Source organism: Acinetobacter sp. (genome assembly GCF_036666595.1).
Classification (GTDB): domain Bacteria; phylum Pseudomonadota; class Gammaproteobacteria; order Pseudomonadales; family Moraxellaceae; genus Acinetobacter.
The window spans coordinates 69138-86638 of sequence record NZ_JAVWVO010000010.1 but is presented as its reverse complement, the minus strand read 5'-3'; the positions used below and the strand labels follow the sequence as shown (position 1 = coordinate 86638).

Here is a 17501-nt window from a genome sequence, read left to right as displayed (position 1 = left end):
TAAATCGTCATATAACAATGATTTTCCAGCTGAACTTTCAACATTGTTGTTAAGGAGAAGTGGTATGAATCTTAAAACTGCAAAAATAAGAATATTAGATTTAGATTTAAAAGGCTGTGTCTATCTCAATCATTTCTCCCATTCGCATGCTGTAGCTAATTTTTTTAAGCGGATCAGTCGATTGGGAGATGGCATCTTTTGGTACACGATGTTGGCTTTAACTTGGTTATTGCAAGGCTTGGTCTACAGTTTGCAAATCGTGTATTTGGTTCTTGGTTCATTGTGCGGGACTTTAATTTATAAGGTCTTAAAAATCAAAACTATTCGCCCAAGACCCTATCAAGTACATCAGGTGATTCGAATGGGTGAGCGACCGCTCGATCACTTTAGTTTTCCTTCGGGTCATACTTTACATGCGGTGATGGTGAGTACTTTATTGGGCTTCGTACAGCCGATTTTATTGGTACTCATGTTGCCTTTTACTGTTTTAGTTGCCGCGTCACGCATGATTTTAGGGCTACATTATCCAAGTGATGTGTTAGTCGGGGCTGCAATTGGCGCAGTTGTAGCAGTGGCTTTAATTTGTAGTGCACCATTTTTAAATATCGTGTTGTAAAAAAGCCCAGTTTTATCTCAAACAAACTAGCGCTTAAATTTTAGAGTTTGCTACAGTACAGCATCTTCTACATTGTGATGAGACTCCACCATGGGCTTACGTTGGTCAGACACTATTGATATTGCTATTGAGTTGTATGAAGCTCATCCAGATGTTGATCCGCAGTGGATTCGCTTTACAGACTTACATGCTTGGGTGTGTGCCTTACCAGACTTTAGTGATGATCCGACCAAGTCGACTGAAGGTTTGCTTGAAGCAATTCAAATGGCATGGATTGACGAAGCGCGATAATCCTTGCATCGAAAAAAGCAACTTTTTACAGAGTAAAAGCAGAAAATTGTGCATTATGTCGGTATAATGCGCCAAAATTTTCATGTCTACATTGACTTAAGGAGCCAATCATGGCTATTGAACGTACTTTATCTATCGTAAAACCAGATGCAGTTGCTAAAAACCACATCGGTGACATTTTTGCTCGTTTTGAAAAAGCTGGTCTTCAAATCGTTGCAACTAAAATGAAACACTTGACTCAAGCTGAAGCTGAAGGTTTCTACGCAGAGCACAAAGAACGTGGTTTCTTTGCTGACCTAGTTGCGTTCATGACTTCTGGTCCAGTTGTTGTTTCAGTTCTTGAAGGTGAAAACGCAGTTCTTGCTCACCGCGAAATCCTTGGCGCAACTAACCCTAAAGAAGCTGCTCCAGGTACTATCCGCGCTGACTTCGCTGTAAGCATCGACGAAAATGCTGCTCACGGTTCTGACTCTGTAGCATCTGCTGATCGTGAAGTTAACTACTTCTTCGCTCAAACTGAGATTGCTCCACGTACTCGTTAATTCGAAGTATTCAAACCAGATAAGTGTTATTATACTTATCTGGTTTTTTTATTCCCTGAATAAATTTCTGCTCGTTTATTGAGCTTCTCCTTTCATCGTTAGACATGGTTTAGGTAATACACATGAGTACTGAAGTGGTCGCTGTCTCTACAGTTTCGGCTGAACAGCAACAATCTCCATCCGCTCCTGCACAGCAAAATTCTGTTGCGAAAGTGAACTTACTTGGCATGTCACGTCCGCAGCTTGAAAAATTCTTCGAAGATATGGGAGAAAAAAAGTTTCGCGCAGGACAGGTGATGAAATGGATTCATCAGTTTTTTGTGACTGATTTTGCTGAGATGACCAATATCTCAGGTAAATTGCGTGAAAAACTTGAAAAACTTTGTGAAATTAAAGCGCCAGAAGTGGTGCATAAAAACTATTCTAAAGATGGTACGCGTAAGTGGGTGTTTCGTGTCGGTGAGGGCGAAGGCTCTTTGGTTGAAACCGTATTGATTCCTGCTGAGCATCGCAGTGGTTTGCGCCGTACTTTATGTATTTCATCTCAAGTAGGCTGTGCACTGGATTGTTCATTCTGTTCAACCGGTAAACAAGGCTTTCAGCGCGACTTAAACCCAGATGAAATTATTGGCCAGTTGTGGGTCGCAAACTATTCTTATATGGAAGATGTGCCTGTAGCTGAGCGTGAGCGCTCGGTGACCAACGTCGTAATGATGGGGATGGGCGAGCCATTACTCAACTATGATGCCGTATTGAGCTCAATGCGTATTATGCTAGATGACTTTGCTTATGGTATGTCTAAGCGTCGTGTGACCTTATCGACTTCAGGTGTGGTGCCGAAAATTGATCAATTGGCACAAGATATTGATGTTGCATTGGCTATCTCCCTACACGCGCCAAATGATGAATTGCGGAATGAATTGGTTCCAATCAATAAAAAATATCCATTGGTACAGCTGATTGCAGCATGTCAACGTTATATCGCCAAAGACGGTAATGAAAGTGCACGTAAGCATGTCACCATTGAATATGTGATGTTGGATGGGGTGAATGATCATCCTGAGCATGCGCAGCAGATGATTAAACTGTTGAAGAACTTACCAAGTAAAATTAATTTAATTCCATTTAATCCATTTCCACACGCGCCTTATGGTCGTTCAAGTCGCAACCGCATTATTTCTTTCCAAAAAACTTTGTCTGATGCAGGATTTGTGTGTACGATTCGTCAAACGCGTGGTGATGATATTGATGCTGCCTGCGGACAATTGGTCGGTCAAGTGGCCGATCGAACACGTCGTGCTGAGCAGTGGAAAAAGAAAGTAGCAGAGAAAAACGAGATTCTACGTTCACAAGGATAATATAAGGGGATGCCAATTGAAAAAACCCGTTTCTAAACTTTGCCTTGCGCTGACACTAGGTGTGTCAGTGTGGTACTTGGTGGGTTGCCAAACCGTGAATACGAAAGGTGATCCAAGTAAAGCAGTACAAGTTAGAACGCAGTTGGCGGCTGAATATATTAAGTCGAATGATTATGATGCTGCGAAACGTACATTGGATCAGGCATTAGACATCGACTCTCGTGATGCATCTGCAAATATGATGATGGGGGTGTTGTTACAGCGTGAAGGCAGTCCACAAAATGTGGAAAAGGCTGAGCGTTATTTTAAGCATGCAATTGCGGCTGAGCCAAAAAATGCACAGGCTCGTAACAACTACGGTACGTATTTATATCAAATTGGGCGTTATAATGACGCGATTGATCAACTTCAAGTTGCAGGTTCAACTTTAGGGTATGATCAACGTTATCGAGCATTGGAAAATTTAGGTCGTGCGTATCTACAAGTAGGTCGAGTGGCGGAAGCAGAAGCAGCTTTTAAACAAGCCCTACAGGTAAACTCAGGTGCCTATCTTGCCATGATCGAAATGGCGGAAATTTCATATTTACGTCAGCAAAATGCTGAAGCTACGCAGTACTATGAACAGTTTGTGCGAGCGGTGGGCGAGAAAAACTTAGATGCGCGTGCGCTTTGGATTGGGATCCGAATTGCGCGAGCAAATCATGACACGATGGGTTCGCAAGTACTGGTCAACCAGCTACGTGCAATGTATCCAGATAGTCAAGAATACAAACGTTATTTGCAATTACAGTACACTACTGAGGCCGTATGGAAGTAAATCCTAATTCACCACAATCGAATGGTTCTAGCAATGCTTTAGGAAATATCCAACGTCCGGGTGATTATCTTCGTCAAATTCGTATTACACAAAAACGTGAATTAAGCGACGTTGCTAAAGAGTTGAATATTCCACTCAAGACTTTAACTGCGCTTGAGCAGGACGAATATACGGCACTTCCAGAAGCAACCTTCATTAAAGGTTACTATCGTATTTATGCGAAGTTTCTAAAAGTGGATGCTACTACGATTATTCAGCGTTTTGATGACATTTATGCCAATGATACGGGGCTATTGCCAAATCATGCATTGAATAATTCACCTATTAAAATCATGGGTAAATTACCCGGTTCTAACCGTGACCGTAACCGTAAATGGTTGAAACGTGGGCTGATTGCGATTGTTGTAATTTCGATTTTGGCAGCGTTGTTCGGCATGATTCAGAATTGGTCAGGCAGTACAGATGAGGCTGCGACTCCGCAGATGGAATCTGATGTACAAATCATCAATATGAATGGGGCTGCTGCAACTACAGGGGATCAGTTGAAACTTGAGTTCAATCGTCCTACGTCTGTACATATTGTCGATTCAACTGGGAAAGTACTGGCAACAGGGCGTCAAGCCTCTACACTTGAGCTTGCTGGCGAGACACCTTTTCAAATTCGTATCGATGATGCCGCTGCTGTGTCACTCAGCTTAAATAATGAAAGTATTTCATTGTCACCATATACCGTCGGTGGAAAAGCAGATTTCCGCTTGTCACGTTAATGGGATCAAGGAAAAGCAATGATTGTAAATCCAATTAAACGCAAGCCTACTCGTAAGATTCGTGTAGGTTCAGTCTATGTCGGTGGCGATGCACCCATCAGCATTCAAAGTATGACCAATACTGAAACTTGTGATGTGGAAGCAACGCTGGCGCAAATTCAGCGCTGTGCAGATGTAGGTGCGGACATCATGCGTGTTTCTGTACCGACGATGGAAGCGGCAGAGGCTTTTGGTGAAATTCGTAAGCGTTCATCGGTGCCGTTGGTTGCAGATATTCATTTTGACTACAAGATTGCACTGCGTGTTGCAGACTTGGGTGCGGATTGTTTACGAATTAACCCAGGGAATATTGGCTCTGAAGCTAAAATCCGTGAAGTGGTGGCTGCAGCGCGCCATAACGATATTTCTATGCGTATTGGGGTGAATGCAGGTTCACTGGAAAAAGATATTCAAAAGAAATATGGTGAGCCAACAGGTCAGGCATTGCTTGAGTCGGCGATGCGTCATATTGATATTCTAGATCGTTTAGATTTCCACGAATTCAAAGTCTCAGTGAAAGCATCCAATGTGTTTTTAACCATGGACGCTTATCGCCTACTTTCACAGCAAATTGATAATCCGTTACACCTGGGTGTAACAGAAGCTGGGATTTACCGTACAGGTTCAGTGAAGTCTGCGATTGCATTGGGCGGTTTGTTGTTGGATGGCATTGGTGACACCATGCGTATTTCCTTGGCAGCGGAACCTGAAGAAGAGATTAAGATTGGTTTTGATATTTTAAAATCACTTAGTCTTCGCTCAAACGGGATTAACTTTATTGCTTGTCCGAGCTGTTCACGTCAAGAGTTTAACGTGATTTCAGTGATGCAAGCCTTAGAAGAGCGTTTAGAAGATATTCGTACCCCAATGGATGTGTCGGTGATTGGGTGTAAAGTGAATGGTCCGGGTGAAGCCAAAGAAGCCGATATTGGTGTAGTTGGTGCAAGTCCACGTTCACTGGTGTATCGTAATGGTGAAAAGAGCCATTTAATTGACACAAATCAGTTGGTTGACGAAATCGAAACGATGGTTCGTCAGCGTGTTTCAGAGCTTGAAGAAGCTAAATCTAAAGAGATCATCCGTAGTTCATCATGAGTTCAATTGTCGCAATCAAAGGTTTTAATGACATTCTTCCTACGCAAACACCAGCGTGGAGACGTCTTGAACAGCATCTCGCATCATTGATGGATGCGTATGGCTACCAGCAAATTCGTTTGCCTATTGTTGAACAAACCAATTTGTTCAAACGTTCGATTGGTGATGCAACGGATATCGTTGAAAAAGAAATGTATACCTTCTTGGACAAAGGTAATCCGCCTGAGTCTTTGACTTTGCGTCCTGAAGGAACAGCAGGCTGTGTACGTGCCATGCTGGAGCATAACTTGCTTCGCGGTGCGACGCCTCGTGTTTGGTATATCGGGCCGATGTTCCGTTATGAAAAACCGCAAAAGGGTCGTTATCGTCAGTTCCACCAATTTGGCGTGGAAACCTTTGGTGTGGCAACCCCAGATATGGATGCTGAGCTGATTTTGATGACGGCACGTCTGTGGAAACGCATGGGTGTAGCAGATAAAGTTCAACTTGAGTTAAATACTCTTGGTGAGTCTGATGAACGTGCAGCTTATCGTGCGGCATTGGTGGAGTTTTTAGAATCACATAAAAATGATTTAGATGAGGATTCACAGCGTCGTTTAACCACCAACCCACTGCGTATTCTTGACTCTAAAGATGCAAAAACCCAAGCCATTTTAGAAAATGCGCCGAAGTTGCATGACTTTATGGGGGAAGAGACGCTACAGCACTTTGCAACCTTGCAGCAGTATTTAACCGATGCAGGTGTAAGCTTTGTGATTAACCAAAAACTGGTGCGTGGCTTAGATTATTACAATAAAACTGTATTTGAATGGACCACCACGCATTTGGGTTCACAAGGCACAGTCTGTGCGGGCGGTCGTTACGATGGCTTAGTGGGCCAACTTAAAGGCAAGGCAGATCAGTCTGTACCTGCAGTTGGTTTTGCGATGGGCATGGAACGTCTGTTGTTGTTGCTTGAGCAAGTCGAAGACGCTACACCTGTACGTGACTGCGAAATGTTTTTGTTGGCAGATCCCGCTTCTCAAGGCAAAGCTTTGGTGCTTGCAGAACAAATTCGTAACCAGTTAGATGCTGCATCAAGTACGCTTCGTTTGAAAGTTGGTTCACATGGTTCAATGAAGTCGCAAATGAAAAAAGCGGATCAGTCTGGCGCATTGTTTGCCCTCATTTTGGGTGAGCGCGAGGTAGAAGCTGCGCAGTTTGCCGTAAAAGAGTTGGCAACAGCTGAACAAACTTTGGTTGCGGTGGATGACATCGTGCCATTTATGATTGAAAAATTTTCTTCAAAATAAGCCAAAATATAAGGAAAGGGTAGTCACATGAGCGCATTAAGTGATGATGAGCAACTTGATAGTTTAAAGTCTTTCACTAAGAAATATGGTTCAGCCATTATTAGTGGGATTTTAATTGCGCTGATTGCCTTTTTTGGATGGCAATACTGGCAGAAGAAAACTTTGGCCGAGAACCAAATGAATACGGCTAAAGTTCAGCAATTGATGGATGAAGCACGTGCAACGCAAGGTGATGCATTTACAGCTTTGTCTGCAACTGCCGACAAAATTGTGAAAGAAGCACCAGATTCGGCGCAGGCCATTCAAACGCAATTGTTGATGGCAAAATTGGCCTATGACAAAGCGGATTATGCAAGTGCTGAAAAAGCGTTGAAGAAAGTTGAAAACTCTAAAGTGGATGACGATGGCTTAGTGCAAATTGTGAAATTGCGTTTAGCGTATGCACAATTGGCTCAAAAGAAGTTTGATGATGCGATTAAAAACCTCGCATTGGTAAAAGATCCTGCTTTTAAAGCGACAGCCGATGAAGCTTTGGGTGATGTCTATGTGGCTAAAAACGACATCGAAAATGCGAAAAAAGCCTACCAAAGTGCATGGGATCAGTTGGTTGAACGTAAACAAGAACGCCAAATTTTACAAATTAAACTCGAAAGTGTTGGTATTTTAGTTGATGATCCTGAAATCGAACGTCCACTTATAGAAACAGCAGCGGAAGAAACTGAATGAATAGAAAATACAAAATTTCGTGCGCATTAACCGTATTAACTTTAGCACTTGCGGGTTGTGCAAGTAGCGGAAAAGTAGAAGAAGTTAAGCCGAATCCACTTCCAAAACTGACGCAGGCGAAAACCCTGACTCCTGTATTTTCTCAAAGTGTGTCTTCAACTTCGACTGCTGATCCTTTACGTTTACGCTTAGATGCAGACAACGGTGTAGTTTTTGCACTTGACCCTAAAGGTCTAGTGACGGCATATCAAGGTAAACAAAAACTATGGCAGAAAGAAGTATCTAAAGCAGGCTTGAGTTCAGGTGTTGAGGCTGCCGATGGTCATGTCATTGTAGGTAACGCCAAAGGTCAGTTGTTTGCTTTAGATCAGGCAACTGGCGAGCAAAAATGGACAGCACAATTAACGGGTGCACTTCTTGCGCCATCGTTGATTCAAGCTGGTCGTGTTATTTCTGTAAGTAATGATGGCACTGTTTTTGCGCATGATTTGGCAACAGGTCAGCAAGTGTGGACCTATAACTTACCGAATGTACAACTTAGCTTACGTGGTAATGCAGCGCCTGTTCCTGTCGATGCGCGTACAGTGCTGATTTCTTCAGCTAATGCCTATGTCTATGCTTTAGATGTGCTTACAGGTGTACCACGTATGCAGCGCCGTGTGGCAGTGTCGGATGGTCGTTCGGATATTCAACGTTTGAATGATGTCGATGGTGATCCTGTAGTAGCAGGTCAGTACTTGATTACGACCAGCTATCAAGGTCAAGTGACCATGACAGATTTGGCTTCACAGCAAGTAGTGTGGAGTGAAGACTCAAGCAGTACGCAGCGCCCTGAAGTGGTGGGTAATGGTGTATTTGTGGCGCAAACTGACGGCAAGTTAGTGGCTTATGAAATTAGCACGGGTCAAAAGCTTTGGGAAAATGACAGCCTGCTGAACCGCCAATTGAGTAATCCTGTGATGTTAGGCCAAGACCTAATCGTCGGTGATCTAGATGGCGTATTGCACATGCTGAACCCTGCGACAGGTGAGTTGATCGGTCGTGCTAAGACGTCTGGCGAAGTGCGTACTTTACGTGTGATTGATGATCAGCTCTATGTTGCGACACGAAAGGGTGCATTAAGCATTTGGCAGAATCGTTAATTCTGTTCGACTTATGTTAAACTAGTCGAAATTCGTATTTTTTAAATTCCTCGGGGTGTTTGCTTAGTCAAAACCCCGAGTTTTTATTCAGGTTTTTCACCTAATTTTTCTTCCAGTTTCTGATGTTCAGACCAGTCTCACTGGCTGATCTTGAATAAAGGTTAATCTATGAAACCCGTAATTGCGCTCATTGGTCGTCCGAACGTCGGAAAATCAACGCTATTTAACCAGATCACCAAAAGCCGAGATGCGCTTGTTGCTGACTTTGCCGGTCTGACTCGTGACCGTAAATATGGTGATGCCGTATTTCAAAATAAGTCTTTCATTGTGGTTGATACTGGTGGTATTGGCGAAAATGAAGGCGGTATCGACTCTTACATGGCGGAACAGTCTAAAACAGCCATCAATGAAGCTGATATCATTGTCTTCGTAGTCGATGCACGCGCAGGTCTGCTCGCATCTGATGAGCAAATTGCGCGTGAGCTGCGTACACTGGGTAAGAAAGTTTACCTTGTGGCGAACAAAGTTGATGGTGTACATGCCGAAGCTGCACTTGTTGAATTCTACAAGTTGGGTATGGGCGAACCCATGCAAGTGGCTGCGAGCCATGGTCGCGGTGTACAGCAAATGCTTGAAGATGTGCTTTCAAGTGTGCCTGAAGATGAAGATGCAGATGAACACGACAAGAACACAGGTTTACGTTTAGCGATTATTGGTCGTCCAAACGTAGGTAAATCGACGCTAGTGAACCGTTTATTGGGTGAAGAGCGTGTAGTTGCATTTGACCAACCTGGTACAACCCGCGACTCGATCTATATTCCGTATGAACGTGATGGCCGTCAGTACACCTTAATCGATACTGCAGGTGTGCGTCGTAAAGGTAAAGTCGATGAAATGATTGAGAAGTTCTCAATTGTGAAAACACTCCAAGCTATTAAAGATGCGCATGTTATCGTGGTTGTACTTGATGCACGTGAAGGTGTGGTTGAGCAAGATCTACATTTGATTGGTTACGCGCTTGAAGCGGGCCGTGCGATGGTGATTGCGATTAACAAATGGGACAATATGTCCGAGTATGATCGTAAACAATGTAAGTTGGATGTTGATCGTCGCTTTGACTTTATTCCTTGGGCGAAAGTGCATTTGATTTCTGCATTGCATGGTACGGGTGTAGGTGATTTATATCCATCGATTCACCGTGCTTATGACTCGTCACATTTGAAAGTTTCACCTGCAAAAATCACACAAATTTTAAGTGATGCTACGGATGCACACCAACCACCAATGGTCGGTGGTCGCCGTATTAAAATGCGTTATGCACATATGGGTGGACAAAATCCACCAACGATTGTGGTGCATGGTAACAAAGTTGATAAAACCCCTGCGGATTATCGTCGTTATTTAGAAAACGTATTCCGTAAAGTGTACAAACTTGAAGGTACGCCAGTACGTATTGAGTTTAAAACCTCTGAAAACCCATTTGAAGGACGTAAGTCACAGGTGGATGAGCGTATAGCAGCACGTAAGCGTCGTTATGTTCAGAAGTTTAAGAAAGCTGAGAAGAAATTCAAACGCTAATCAGGCATTTAGGTTTTGATGCTGAAAAGCCCAAAGTGATCTTTGGGCTTTTTTATTTTATGATGCATGAAACCATGACAGGAAGGCAAAGTGACAAGGACAATACGTGTTGAGCTGAAAAAGATTGAGGACATTGTGCAGGTGGATCACAGCCTGTCACGTGTTGAGCAAATTACGCAGCGAAAACAAGCCATTTATCAATATCGCAATCAATGCTTATCCGAACAACGGCAGATGGTTGTCGATGATCGCTCCATTGCACTGAGCGAGACCGGTAAACCTTATTTACTTGATCAACCTTCCTTTCATTTCAATCATAGTCACAGCCAAAATTACTATGCTTTAGCTTCGAGTGGGCGGGTGCAGGATCTCGGCGTGGACGTGGAAGAATTAAGCCGAAAAGTACGCTTTGAGGCTTTGGCTAGACATGCTTTTCACGTAGAGGAACTTCGCGTGTGGCAACAGGTTGATCAGGACAAAGCATACTGGTTTAAAGTCTGGACCACCAAAGAAGCTGTGCTTAAAGCCTCGGGTTTAGGCATTCGTTTAAACTTAAATGAACTGAATACCCAAGCACACCCAACGCATAATGGCGGCATGTGTAGTCATTCGCTGATTGGGAGTTTTGCCTACCAGAATTTTGAGTTGGGAGATGTGATGTTGACCGTGGCTTGGCGGGCAGAGCAGTCCTGTCGTGGCTATGCGTTGCCTCAGATTGAGCTGGTACAACACCTTCACACCGACATAAAAAAGCCTCTCGATTGAGAGGCTTTTTTTACACTAGGGTAAGTATTTATGGAATTTCATTTTCTTCTTCAAACTCAGGCTTCACTTGAACAATGAAGTCTTGACGATTTAAGCCACGCCATAAAGCAAAAGCTGTACCGATGTAGATTGAAGAGTAGGTACCCACAAAGACGCCCACAAACATTGCAACAGAGAACCATTTAAGGCCATCGCCACCAAGAAGCATCATTGAGATCACCACCAACAATAAAGTCATTGAGGTGTGAATGGTACGACGTAGGGTCTCAGTTAAAGCAATGTTAACGATCTCTAAAGGAGAAGCGCCACGAATCTTACGGAAGTTTTCACGAATACGATCCGAAACGACAATGTTGTCATTCAGTGAGAAACCAATCAGAGCCAAAATTGCTGCTAAGACGGTTAAGTCAAATGGCCACTGCATCATGGCAAAAATACCGATGGTGACCACCACGTCATGGAACAAAGACAGTACCGCACCCATTGCCAGTTTGAATTCAAAGCGAATCGTTACGTAGACCAACATCAGCAGTAACGCTAAAGCCACAGCACCCGCTGAGCGAATGTAGAGTTCATTGCCGACTTGTCCACCCACCACATCAACTTTGTTGACTGAGGCTGAGTTACCTGGTAGCTGTACAGCTTGGGTGATGGTTTTGGTTAAGTCTTCTGCGGCTGTGTCCTTTTGTACAGGCATACGCACAATCAAATCACGATCTGAACCAATGGTTTGTACCACAGGGTCATGAAAGCCAGCTTTGGTCAGTGCAGCAGAGACATCGGCTGACTTCACTGGTTTGCTATAGTTCAATTCGGCAGAAATACCACCAGTAAAATCCAAACCTAAGTTAAGACCCTTAGTGAAAATAAAGAATAGGCTGCCGATGGTTAAGACAATAGAAAGAATGGCTGCAGGCAGCGCAATCTTCATAAAATCAATCACACGTTCATCATCTGGACGGCCGTATTTTTTTGAATCTTGTTGAGTCACATCAGTCATCATCGATCTCCTTATATGCTCAACTTTTTCAAGTTACGTTTTTTGCCATAAATGAGCTGTACAATCGCACGTGTTACTGTAATAGCAGTAAACATAGAGCAGACAATACCGATCATTAAGGTCACAGCGAAGCCTTTAATTGGGCCTGTACCGATAGCAAATAGGATAAACGCAACCAAGAACGTGGTTAAGTTTGAGTCGAAAATGGTGTTATAAGCACGGTCATAACCCGCCACAATGGCTTGTTTGGGCGATGCTCCCCACTTCATTTCTTCACGTATTCGTTCACAGATCAAGACGTTGGCATCGACCGCCATACCAATGGTAATCACAATACCCGCAATACCCGGCAGGGTAAGGGAAGCACCAATCCAAGACATGACCGTTAGAATCATGGCTAAGTTGAAGATCAAGGCAAAGTTAGCAATTAAACCAAAGAGACGGAAGAAGACTACCATCCAGATTGCTACCAGTAAGAAACCGATTTGAGTTGATAAAACACCTTTATCAATGTTTTCTTGACCGAGGCTTGGACCAACTACACGTTCTTCAACGAAGTACATTGGCGCAGCAAGTGCACCGGCACGTAGCATTAGTGCAAGTTCAGACGCTTCTTGAGGTGAATCTAGACCCGTGATACGGAATTGAGAGCCGAGTACTGCTTGAATAGTTGCAGCGTTAATCACGACAGACTCTGCATAGGGTGTACGGACTTCGGTTTGCGCACCAGTCGCAGGATCTGTGATATAGCTAATACGTTGTTTATTTTCAATGAACAACACTGCCATACGCTTACCTACCGCATTACGGGTTGCGTCTGACATTAGTTTGCCACCTGCTGTGTCTAAGGTAATGTTTACCTCAGCACCGCCAGTGTCTTGGCTAAATCCACTTGATGCGTTTTGAACACGTTCACCTGTTAAAATACGGTTACGGTTTAAAAGTAATTCACGTCCGCTGTCTAAAGACTGATATGCAAAAAGTTCGGTTCCTGGTGGCAGTGGTTGACCATTGCTCTTACCCGTATAAGGGTCAATCACTTGATCATTTTGGTCAGAGACCAAACGGAATTCTAGGTTTGCTGTACGACCCAAGACACGTTTTGCTTCAGCAGTGTCTTGAACACCTGGAAGCTCAACCACGATGCGGTTACTACCTTGTGTTTGTACCAATGCTTCTGCCACACCTAACTCGTTAATACGGTTACGTAAAGTGGTTAAGTTTTGGTTCACCGCATAAGATTGAATTTCTTGGCGACGAACATCGGTATAGGTTAAGCGTAAGGTTGAACCTGTCGCAGTTGCGACCGCTTGCTGATTAAACTCATTACCATTACTACGTAAGTAGTCTTGAGCCGCAGTACGATCATCGTTGTTGGCGAACTGAACGGTAATGGTGTTGTTGTTTAATGCAAGGCTGTTAAATTTAATCTTGTTGTCACGGAACTGACGACGTAAATCAGTCGCAGAGGTTTCCATGCGTTGAGCAATTGCTTTATCCATATCCACTTCTAATAAGAAGTGAACACCACCACGTAAGTCCAGACCGAGCTTCATTGGTTTTGCACCAATTTTTTGTAGCCACTCTGGCGTGGTTGGTGCCAAGTTCAACGCGACAACATAGTCATCACCAAGGCCACGACGTAACGCTTCTTTGGCTTTTAATTGTGCTTCGCTAGAGTCAAGACGTAACAGTGCAGCATTATTGCTAAAACTGTTGTCATGGCTTGAAATACTTTCAGATTTTAAAATCTGCTCTGCTTTTTGTACGATGCTTTGGTCAATTTGGGTACCAGCTTTGGCACCAGAAATTTGAACCGCAGGCTCATCCGGATACAAACTAGGCAGGGCATATAATGTACTGATCGTCAAAACCACGAGAATCAGTAGATATTTCCATGCTGGGTAACGCATTTGTTTTCTTCTTAAAATGAAAAAAGTCGTGCGGATGCACGACTAATTTTTTTGATTAAAGGTTATTTAATGTGCCTTCAGGAAGAACTGAAATCACACTTGCGCGTTGAATTTTTACGTCTACACCGCGGCTCAGTTCAACCACTGCAAAGTCACCTTCGAGTTTAGTGATTTTACCCATTAAGCCACCAGCAAATACTACTTCGCTGCCTACGCCAAGACTTTCAACCAAAGAGCGGTGCTCTTTGGCACGTTTTGCTTGAGGGCGCCAAATTAAGAAATAGAAGATTGCAATAAAAACAGCAATCATCAATAAGTTTGCGACCATACTTGGTTGTTGTGCAGCTTCACCCGCTGCGTGAGCTGTAGAAATAAAAAGGCTCATTTCAAATTCCTAAACTAAAAAAACGGTGACCAACGAATTGATCATAAATAGACTTGTTCTGCAATTTACCTTGTCTTTTTACCAAGCGCAAATGCTCACAACAATTAATCTTGGGGGCAAGGTGGAACTTCTAAACCACGACGTGCATAAAAATCTTCAACAAAGGCATCAAAGCGATCATTATCCAATGCATCACGAATGTCTTGAGTGAAACGTTGGTAGTAACGTAAGTTGTGAATAGTGCCCAGCATTGAACCTAGCATCTCGCCACATTTTTCCAAATGGAATAAGTACGCGCGAGTAAAGTTGGTACAGGTATAACAGTCACAGTGTGGGTCAAGTGGACTTTGATCATGACGGTATTTACTGTTACGGATACGTACTAAACCGTCGGTCACAAAATAATGTCCATTTCGGGCATTACGTGTAGGCATGACACAGTCAAACATATCGACGCCACGGCGGATGCCTTCCACGATATCTTCAGGTTTACCCACGCCCATCAGGTAGCGCGGTTTGTCTGCTGGCATTTTCTCTGGAAGATAATCCAGCACTTTGATCATTTCTTCTTTTGGTTCACCGACCGATAGACCACCAATGGCATAACCGTCAAAACCCACTTCAAGCAAGCCTTTTAAAGACTCATCACGTAAGTCTTCATACATACCGCCTTGAATAATGCCGAAGAGCGCATTTTTATTTTCAAGCACATCATGATGCTGAGTCTTACAACGCTTTGCCCAACGCAATGACAATTGTAGCGACTTTTGCGCTTCTTCATGCGTTGCAGGATAAGGCGTACATTCGTCAAAAATCATCACGACGTCTGAGTTCAATGTATGTTGGATGTCCATTGAGATTTCTGGAGACAAAAATACTTTAGAGCCATCAATTGGAGAGCGGAACGTTACGCCATCTTCTTTAATTTTACGCATCGCGCCCAAACTGAAGACTTGGAAGCCGCCTGAATCGGTCAGAATGGGCTTATCCCACTTCATGAATTTATGCAGACCGCCGTGCTCTTTAATCACTTCAAGGCCAGGGCGTAGGTAAAGGTGGAAGGTGTTACCTAAAATAATTTGCGCTTTGATGTCTTCAATATCACGCGGGAGCATGCCTTTCACCGTACCATAAGTACCGACAGGCATGAACACAGGGGTTTCAACCACACCGTGCTCTAAAGTTAAACGACCACGACGGGCGCGACCCGACTGACCTAATTTTTCAAACTTCATAAAATATCCTGAACAAGAGCAAAGCACTGCTTTGCTTGCAGTGCAAGAGCGAAAAAACAGTTCGCCGCTAAAAGGAGGCTATTTTCCTTGATTATGCAAATAAACACCAGTGTTGTAACACTTTTAACGCAAAGCTTTTCGGAGCAGGGTGGTGTGCTGTAAGGGCTGTTTCGGTTTGAATTTATGTCATGGTGGCGAGTGAGTCGTGATTAGGATGAAAAGAGTTGATTGCATGGACGAGGTTGTGAACGTAGAAGTTAAAAAGGCACTCATTGTGAGTGCCTTGGATTTGTTGTTTGTGTTAAAGCGATCTTTTAGTTGAAATTGGGGCGGTAATCAAAATTTTGCAGCGCAGCAGCGTCACGGAATGGACGCACAGCTTTTTTACCGACAGTCATGGTGTTTACAATGTTGTTCGGAAAGATTTGAATGTGGTTGTTAAACAGTTCGACATTGCGGTTAAAGATGCTGATCGCAGCCCCGACATTTTCATTTTGCTCTTCAATTTCATTCATCATCTTTAGATAAATATCATTGGCTTTGAGTTCAGGGTAGTTTTCGACCACGACATTGAGGCTACGCATCAGCTCTTGGTTCAATGCTTCGATACGCTGCAACTGATTGACATCTGTATTGTTTAAGTTCAGGTTGAGAATGTTCTGACGGAGCTCAGTGACTTTTTCCAAGGTGCCTTTTTCAAAGTTGGAGTATTGTTCGACCAGAGGCTCTAAGCCATCTAGAATTTTTATTTTCTGACGCTCATAGGTTGCTACATCCGACCATGCGCGAATGGTTGCATTGTGGTGTCGCACAATATTATTGCGAATGACGATTACGCCAAACACGATTGCAATAATAATCAATAAGAAAATCAATAGCCCCATACAGTCCTCAAACAGCAAAATGTCATTATTTTAAAAATTGCGTTAGATCAGATTCTAAGCGCTCTAGATAAGGTAATTTAAAAGTGCGTAAGTGTCCACGTAATGTCGAAATGTCATTGATTTTTTTTGCTTTGCTGGATATTTCAAACAGGTTTTGTGGGCTGATATAGCACAAGATATTTTTTTCAGGATGAAAAAGTAAATCGCCTTCCCGGGAACGGAAAAAATCGGCAGTACGCAGCACAAATGCAGGGGAAAGGAGTTTTGCCATCTGCATCTGGTCAGTACCAAAAAATTTGAGTTTCTGGTTAATCTGAATATCACTGCTATGCCATGGAAAACTATAAGGATAATAAAATTTTTTATTGTATGCGGTAATTGCGAGTCCTTGCGTGGGTACTTCAAAGACAAAACATCCCCATAAGTCTTTATGCACTTCTTTGACTTTTAACTCATTGCCATCTTTATCACGCACGCGAATTTCATCAACAAAATGATATTGAAACAGCAAAACCTGATGTTGTTGTCCTGCTTCATCCTGCCAAGTAGTACTGGCGTAGTAAGGAATATCATTACTAATGGTGCCTTGATTAAAAATTGGAAACAGCTGTTTGAGATGGGCAATAAAAAATGCAGGTTGTAGCACTACGCCAATATGCTGTGGAGGGGTAAACTCGTTGAGCTGGTATTTTTTATGAATAATTTGTTTTTCGAGATAGTCAGTGACCTCTTCAAGTGGATCATCTTGCTCATAACTTAAATAGGCCCAAAGCAGACAGCCTAAGCCAAATAAAAAGCTGAATAAGGTCCAAATGTGCTCTCCGACAAAGAACACTGGCACAATAAAAAAAATGCCGATTATTCCAAGCAGAATAGGCAGCACATTTTCAAATCTCAGGGTAATCGGGGCATTCCAAGGATGCAGTCGGTCAAGAATATCTTGTGCCGAATCTGCCCCTCGACCGATGTCCCAAAGCCTATCGATATTATCAAACACAACTTTATTCTTTTTACGTCGAATATGAATGGAGTGTTTGATCGTATCGATAGGCATAT

Annotated in this window: 18 protein-coding genes; 12 read left to right on the top strand and 6 right to left on the bottom strand. The window is 43.1% G+C overall.

The features are described 5' to 3' along the window. Window positions 1-64 precede the first annotated feature (64 nt). The 12 genes from RR876_RS13090 (at window position 65) to RR876_RS13035 (ending at window position 11028) form a co-directional block, all read left to right on the top strand. On the top strand, window positions 65-616 hold the full coding sequence (locus RR876_RS13090) for a phosphatase PAP2 family protein (protein WP_004697666.1): 552 nt from the start codon (window positions 65-67) through the stop codon (window positions 614-616). A gap of 90 nt (window positions 617-706) precedes the next feature. Then, complete coding sequence (iscX, locus tag RR876_RS13085; protein WP_004697668.1) at window positions 707-907, top strand: Fe-S cluster assembly protein IscX; 201 nt, start codon at window positions 707-709, stop codon at window positions 905-907. 110 nt (window positions 908-1017) lie between these two features. Then, window positions 1018-1449: a nucleoside-diphosphate kinase gene (gene ndk, locus RR876_RS13080; RefSeq protein ID WP_004697669.1), complete on the top strand. Its 432-nt coding sequence runs from the start codon at window positions 1018-1020 to the stop codon at window positions 1447-1449. 122 nt (window positions 1450-1571) lie between these two features. After that, window positions 1572-2807: a 23S rRNA (adenine(2503)-C(2))-methyltransferase RlmN gene (gene rlmN / locus RR876_RS13075; protein WP_130235009.1), complete on the top strand. Its 1236-nt coding sequence runs from the start codon at window positions 1572-1574 to the stop codon at window positions 2805-2807. Between the two features lie 16 nt (window positions 2808-2823). After that, the gene (gene pilW, locus RR876_RS13070; protein WP_332477933.1) at window positions 2824-3624 is read left to right on the top strand and encodes a type IV pilus biogenesis/stability protein PilW; all 801 of its coding nucleotides are present in this window, start codon (window positions 2824-2826) and stop codon (window positions 3622-3624) included. After that, window positions 3615-4391, top strand: coding sequence for a RodZ domain-containing protein (locus tag RR876_RS13065; RefSeq protein ID WP_332477934.1), 777 nt, complete (start codon window positions 3615-3617; stop codon window positions 4389-4391). Before pilW ends, RR876_RS13065 begins: the two co-directional genes overlap by 10 nt. Window positions 4392-4409: 18 nt before the next feature. Beyond that, window positions 4410-5525 (top strand): flavodoxin-dependent (E)-4-hydroxy-3-methylbut-2-enyl-diphosphate synthase, encoded by a 1116-nt coding sequence (gene ispG, locus RR876_RS13060; protein ID WP_004697677.1) that lies wholly within the window; start codon window positions 4410-4412, stop codon window positions 5523-5525. Further along, window positions 5522-6817 (top strand): histidine--tRNA ligase, encoded by a 1296-nt coding sequence (gene hisS, locus RR876_RS13055; RefSeq protein WP_062031308.1) that lies wholly within the window; start codon window positions 5522-5524, stop codon window positions 6815-6817. Before ispG ends, hisS begins: the two co-directional genes overlap by 4 nt. A 27-nt stretch (window positions 6818-6844) precedes the next feature. After that, on the top strand, window positions 6845-7543 hold the full coding sequence (locus tag RR876_RS13050; RefSeq protein WP_178928279.1) for a tetratricopeptide repeat protein: 699 nt from the start codon (window positions 6845-6847) through the stop codon (window positions 7541-7543). Next, window positions 7540-8685: an outer membrane protein assembly factor BamB gene (bamB, locus tag RR876_RS13045; protein ID WP_078388498.1), complete on the top strand. Its 1146-nt coding sequence runs from the start codon at window positions 7540-7542 to the stop codon at window positions 8683-8685. The genes RR876_RS13050 and bamB overlap by 4 nt, the downstream gene beginning before the upstream one ends. 168 nt (window positions 8686-8853) lie before the next feature. After that, window positions 8854-10263 carry a ribosome biogenesis GTPase Der gene (der, locus tag RR876_RS13040; RefSeq protein WP_332477935.1) on the top strand — a complete coding sequence of 470 codons (1410 nt, stop codon included), beginning with the start codon at window positions 8854-8856 and terminating at the stop codon, window positions 10261-10263. A 90-nt stretch (window positions 10264-10353) separates the two neighbouring features. Further along, window positions 10354-11028: a 4'-phosphopantetheinyl transferase superfamily protein gene (locus RR876_RS13035; protein WP_332477936.1), complete on the top strand. Its 675-nt coding sequence runs from the start codon at window positions 10354-10356 to the stop codon at window positions 11026-11028. Between the two features lie 28 nt (window positions 11029-11056). Here the strand turns inward: RR876_RS13035 and secF are convergent, their stop codons facing one another. From secF to RR876_RS13005, 6 genes are all read right to left on the bottom strand, one after another. Further along, complete coding sequence (gene secF / locus RR876_RS13030; protein WP_332477937.1) at window positions 11057-12031, bottom strand: protein translocase subunit SecF; 975 nt, start codon at window positions 12029-12031, stop codon at window positions 11057-11059. An 8-nt stretch (window positions 12032-12039) separates the two neighbouring features. Then, window positions 12040-13941 carry a protein translocase subunit SecD gene (secD, locus tag RR876_RS13025; RefSeq protein ID WP_332477938.1) on the bottom strand — a complete coding sequence of 634 codons (1902 nt, stop codon included), beginning with the start codon at window positions 13939-13941 and terminating at the stop codon, window positions 12040-12042. Window positions 13942-13996: 55 nt separating this feature from the next. Beyond that, window positions 13997-14326, bottom strand: a complete 330-nt coding sequence (gene yajC / locus RR876_RS13020) for a preprotein translocase subunit YajC (RefSeq protein ID WP_004697692.1) — start codon at window positions 14324-14326, stop codon at window positions 13997-13999. A gap of 104 nt (window positions 14327-14430) precedes the next feature. Beyond that, window positions 14431-15561: a tRNA guanosine(34) transglycosylase Tgt gene (gene tgt / locus RR876_RS13015; protein WP_126035309.1), complete on the bottom strand. Its 1131-nt coding sequence runs from the start codon at window positions 15559-15561 to the stop codon at window positions 14431-14433. Between the two features lie 314 nt (window positions 15562-15875). Continuing rightward, window positions 15876-16445: a LemA family protein gene (locus tag RR876_RS13010; protein WP_332477939.1), complete on the bottom strand. Its 570-nt coding sequence runs from the start codon at window positions 16443-16445 to the stop codon at window positions 15876-15878. A gap of 25 nt (window positions 16446-16470) precedes the next feature. Then, window positions 16471-17499, bottom strand: a complete 1029-nt coding sequence (locus tag RR876_RS13005; protein WP_332477940.1) for a hypothetical protein — start codon at window positions 17497-17499, stop codon at window positions 16471-16473. Window positions 17500-17501 lie beyond the last annotated feature (2 nt).

Excerpts from the sequence above, each read along its gene's own strand:
- secF (WP_332477937.1), bottom strand. The coding sequence starts at position 12,031 with ATGATGACTGATGTGACTCAACAAGATTCAAAAAAATACGGCCGTCCA.
- rlmN (WP_130235009.1), top strand. The coding sequence starts at position 1,572 with ATGAGTACTGAAGTGGTCGCTGTCTCTACAGTTTCGGCTGAACAGCAA.
- hisS (WP_062031308.1), top strand. The coding sequence starts at position 5,522 with ATGAGTTCAATTGTCGCAATCAAAGGTTTTAATGACATTCTTCCTACG.
- tgt (WP_126035309.1), bottom strand. The coding sequence starts at position 15,561 with ATGAAGTTTGAAAAATTAGGTCAGTCGGGTCGCGCCCGTCGTGGTCGT.
- der (WP_332477935.1), top strand. The coding sequence starts at position 8,854 with ATGAAACCCGTAATTGCGCTCATTGGTCGTCCGAACGTCGGAAAATCA.
- yajC (WP_004697692.1), bottom strand. The coding sequence starts at position 14,326 with ATGAGCCTTTTTATTTCTACAGCTCACGCAGCGGGTGAAGCTGCACAA.
- RR876_RS13065 (WP_332477934.1), top strand. The coding sequence starts at position 3,615 with ATGGAAGTAAATCCTAATTCACCACAATCGAATGGTTCTAGCAATGCT.
- RR876_RS13050 (WP_178928279.1), top strand. The coding sequence starts at position 6,845 with ATGAGCGCATTAAGTGATGATGAGCAACTTGATAGTTTAAAGTCTTTC.
- iscX (WP_004697668.1), top strand. The coding sequence starts at position 707 with ATGGGCTTACGTTGGTCAGACACTATTGATATTGCTATTGAGTTGTAT.
- ndk (WP_004697669.1), top strand. The coding sequence starts at position 1,018 with ATGGCTATTGAACGTACTTTATCTATCGTAAAACCAGATGCAGTTGCT.
- bamB (WP_078388498.1), top strand. The coding sequence starts at position 7,540 with ATGAATAGAAAATACAAAATTTCGTGCGCATTAACCGTATTAACTTTA.
- RR876_RS13005 (WP_332477940.1), bottom strand. The coding sequence starts at position 17,499 with ATGCCTATCGATACGATCAAACACTCCATTCATATTCGACGTAAAAAG.
- secD (WP_332477938.1), bottom strand. The coding sequence starts at position 13,941 with ATGCGTTACCCAGCATGGAAATATCTACTGATTCTCGTGGTTTTGACG.
- RR876_RS13010 (WP_332477939.1), bottom strand. The coding sequence starts at position 16,445 with ATGGGGCTATTGATTTTCTTATTGATTATTATTGCAATCGTGTTTGGC.
- ispG (WP_004697677.1), top strand. The coding sequence starts at position 4,410 with ATGATTGTAAATCCAATTAAACGCAAGCCTACTCGTAAGATTCGTGTA.
- RR876_RS13090 (WP_004697666.1), top strand. The coding sequence starts at position 65 with ATGAATCTTAAAACTGCAAAAATAAGAATATTAGATTTAGATTTAAAA.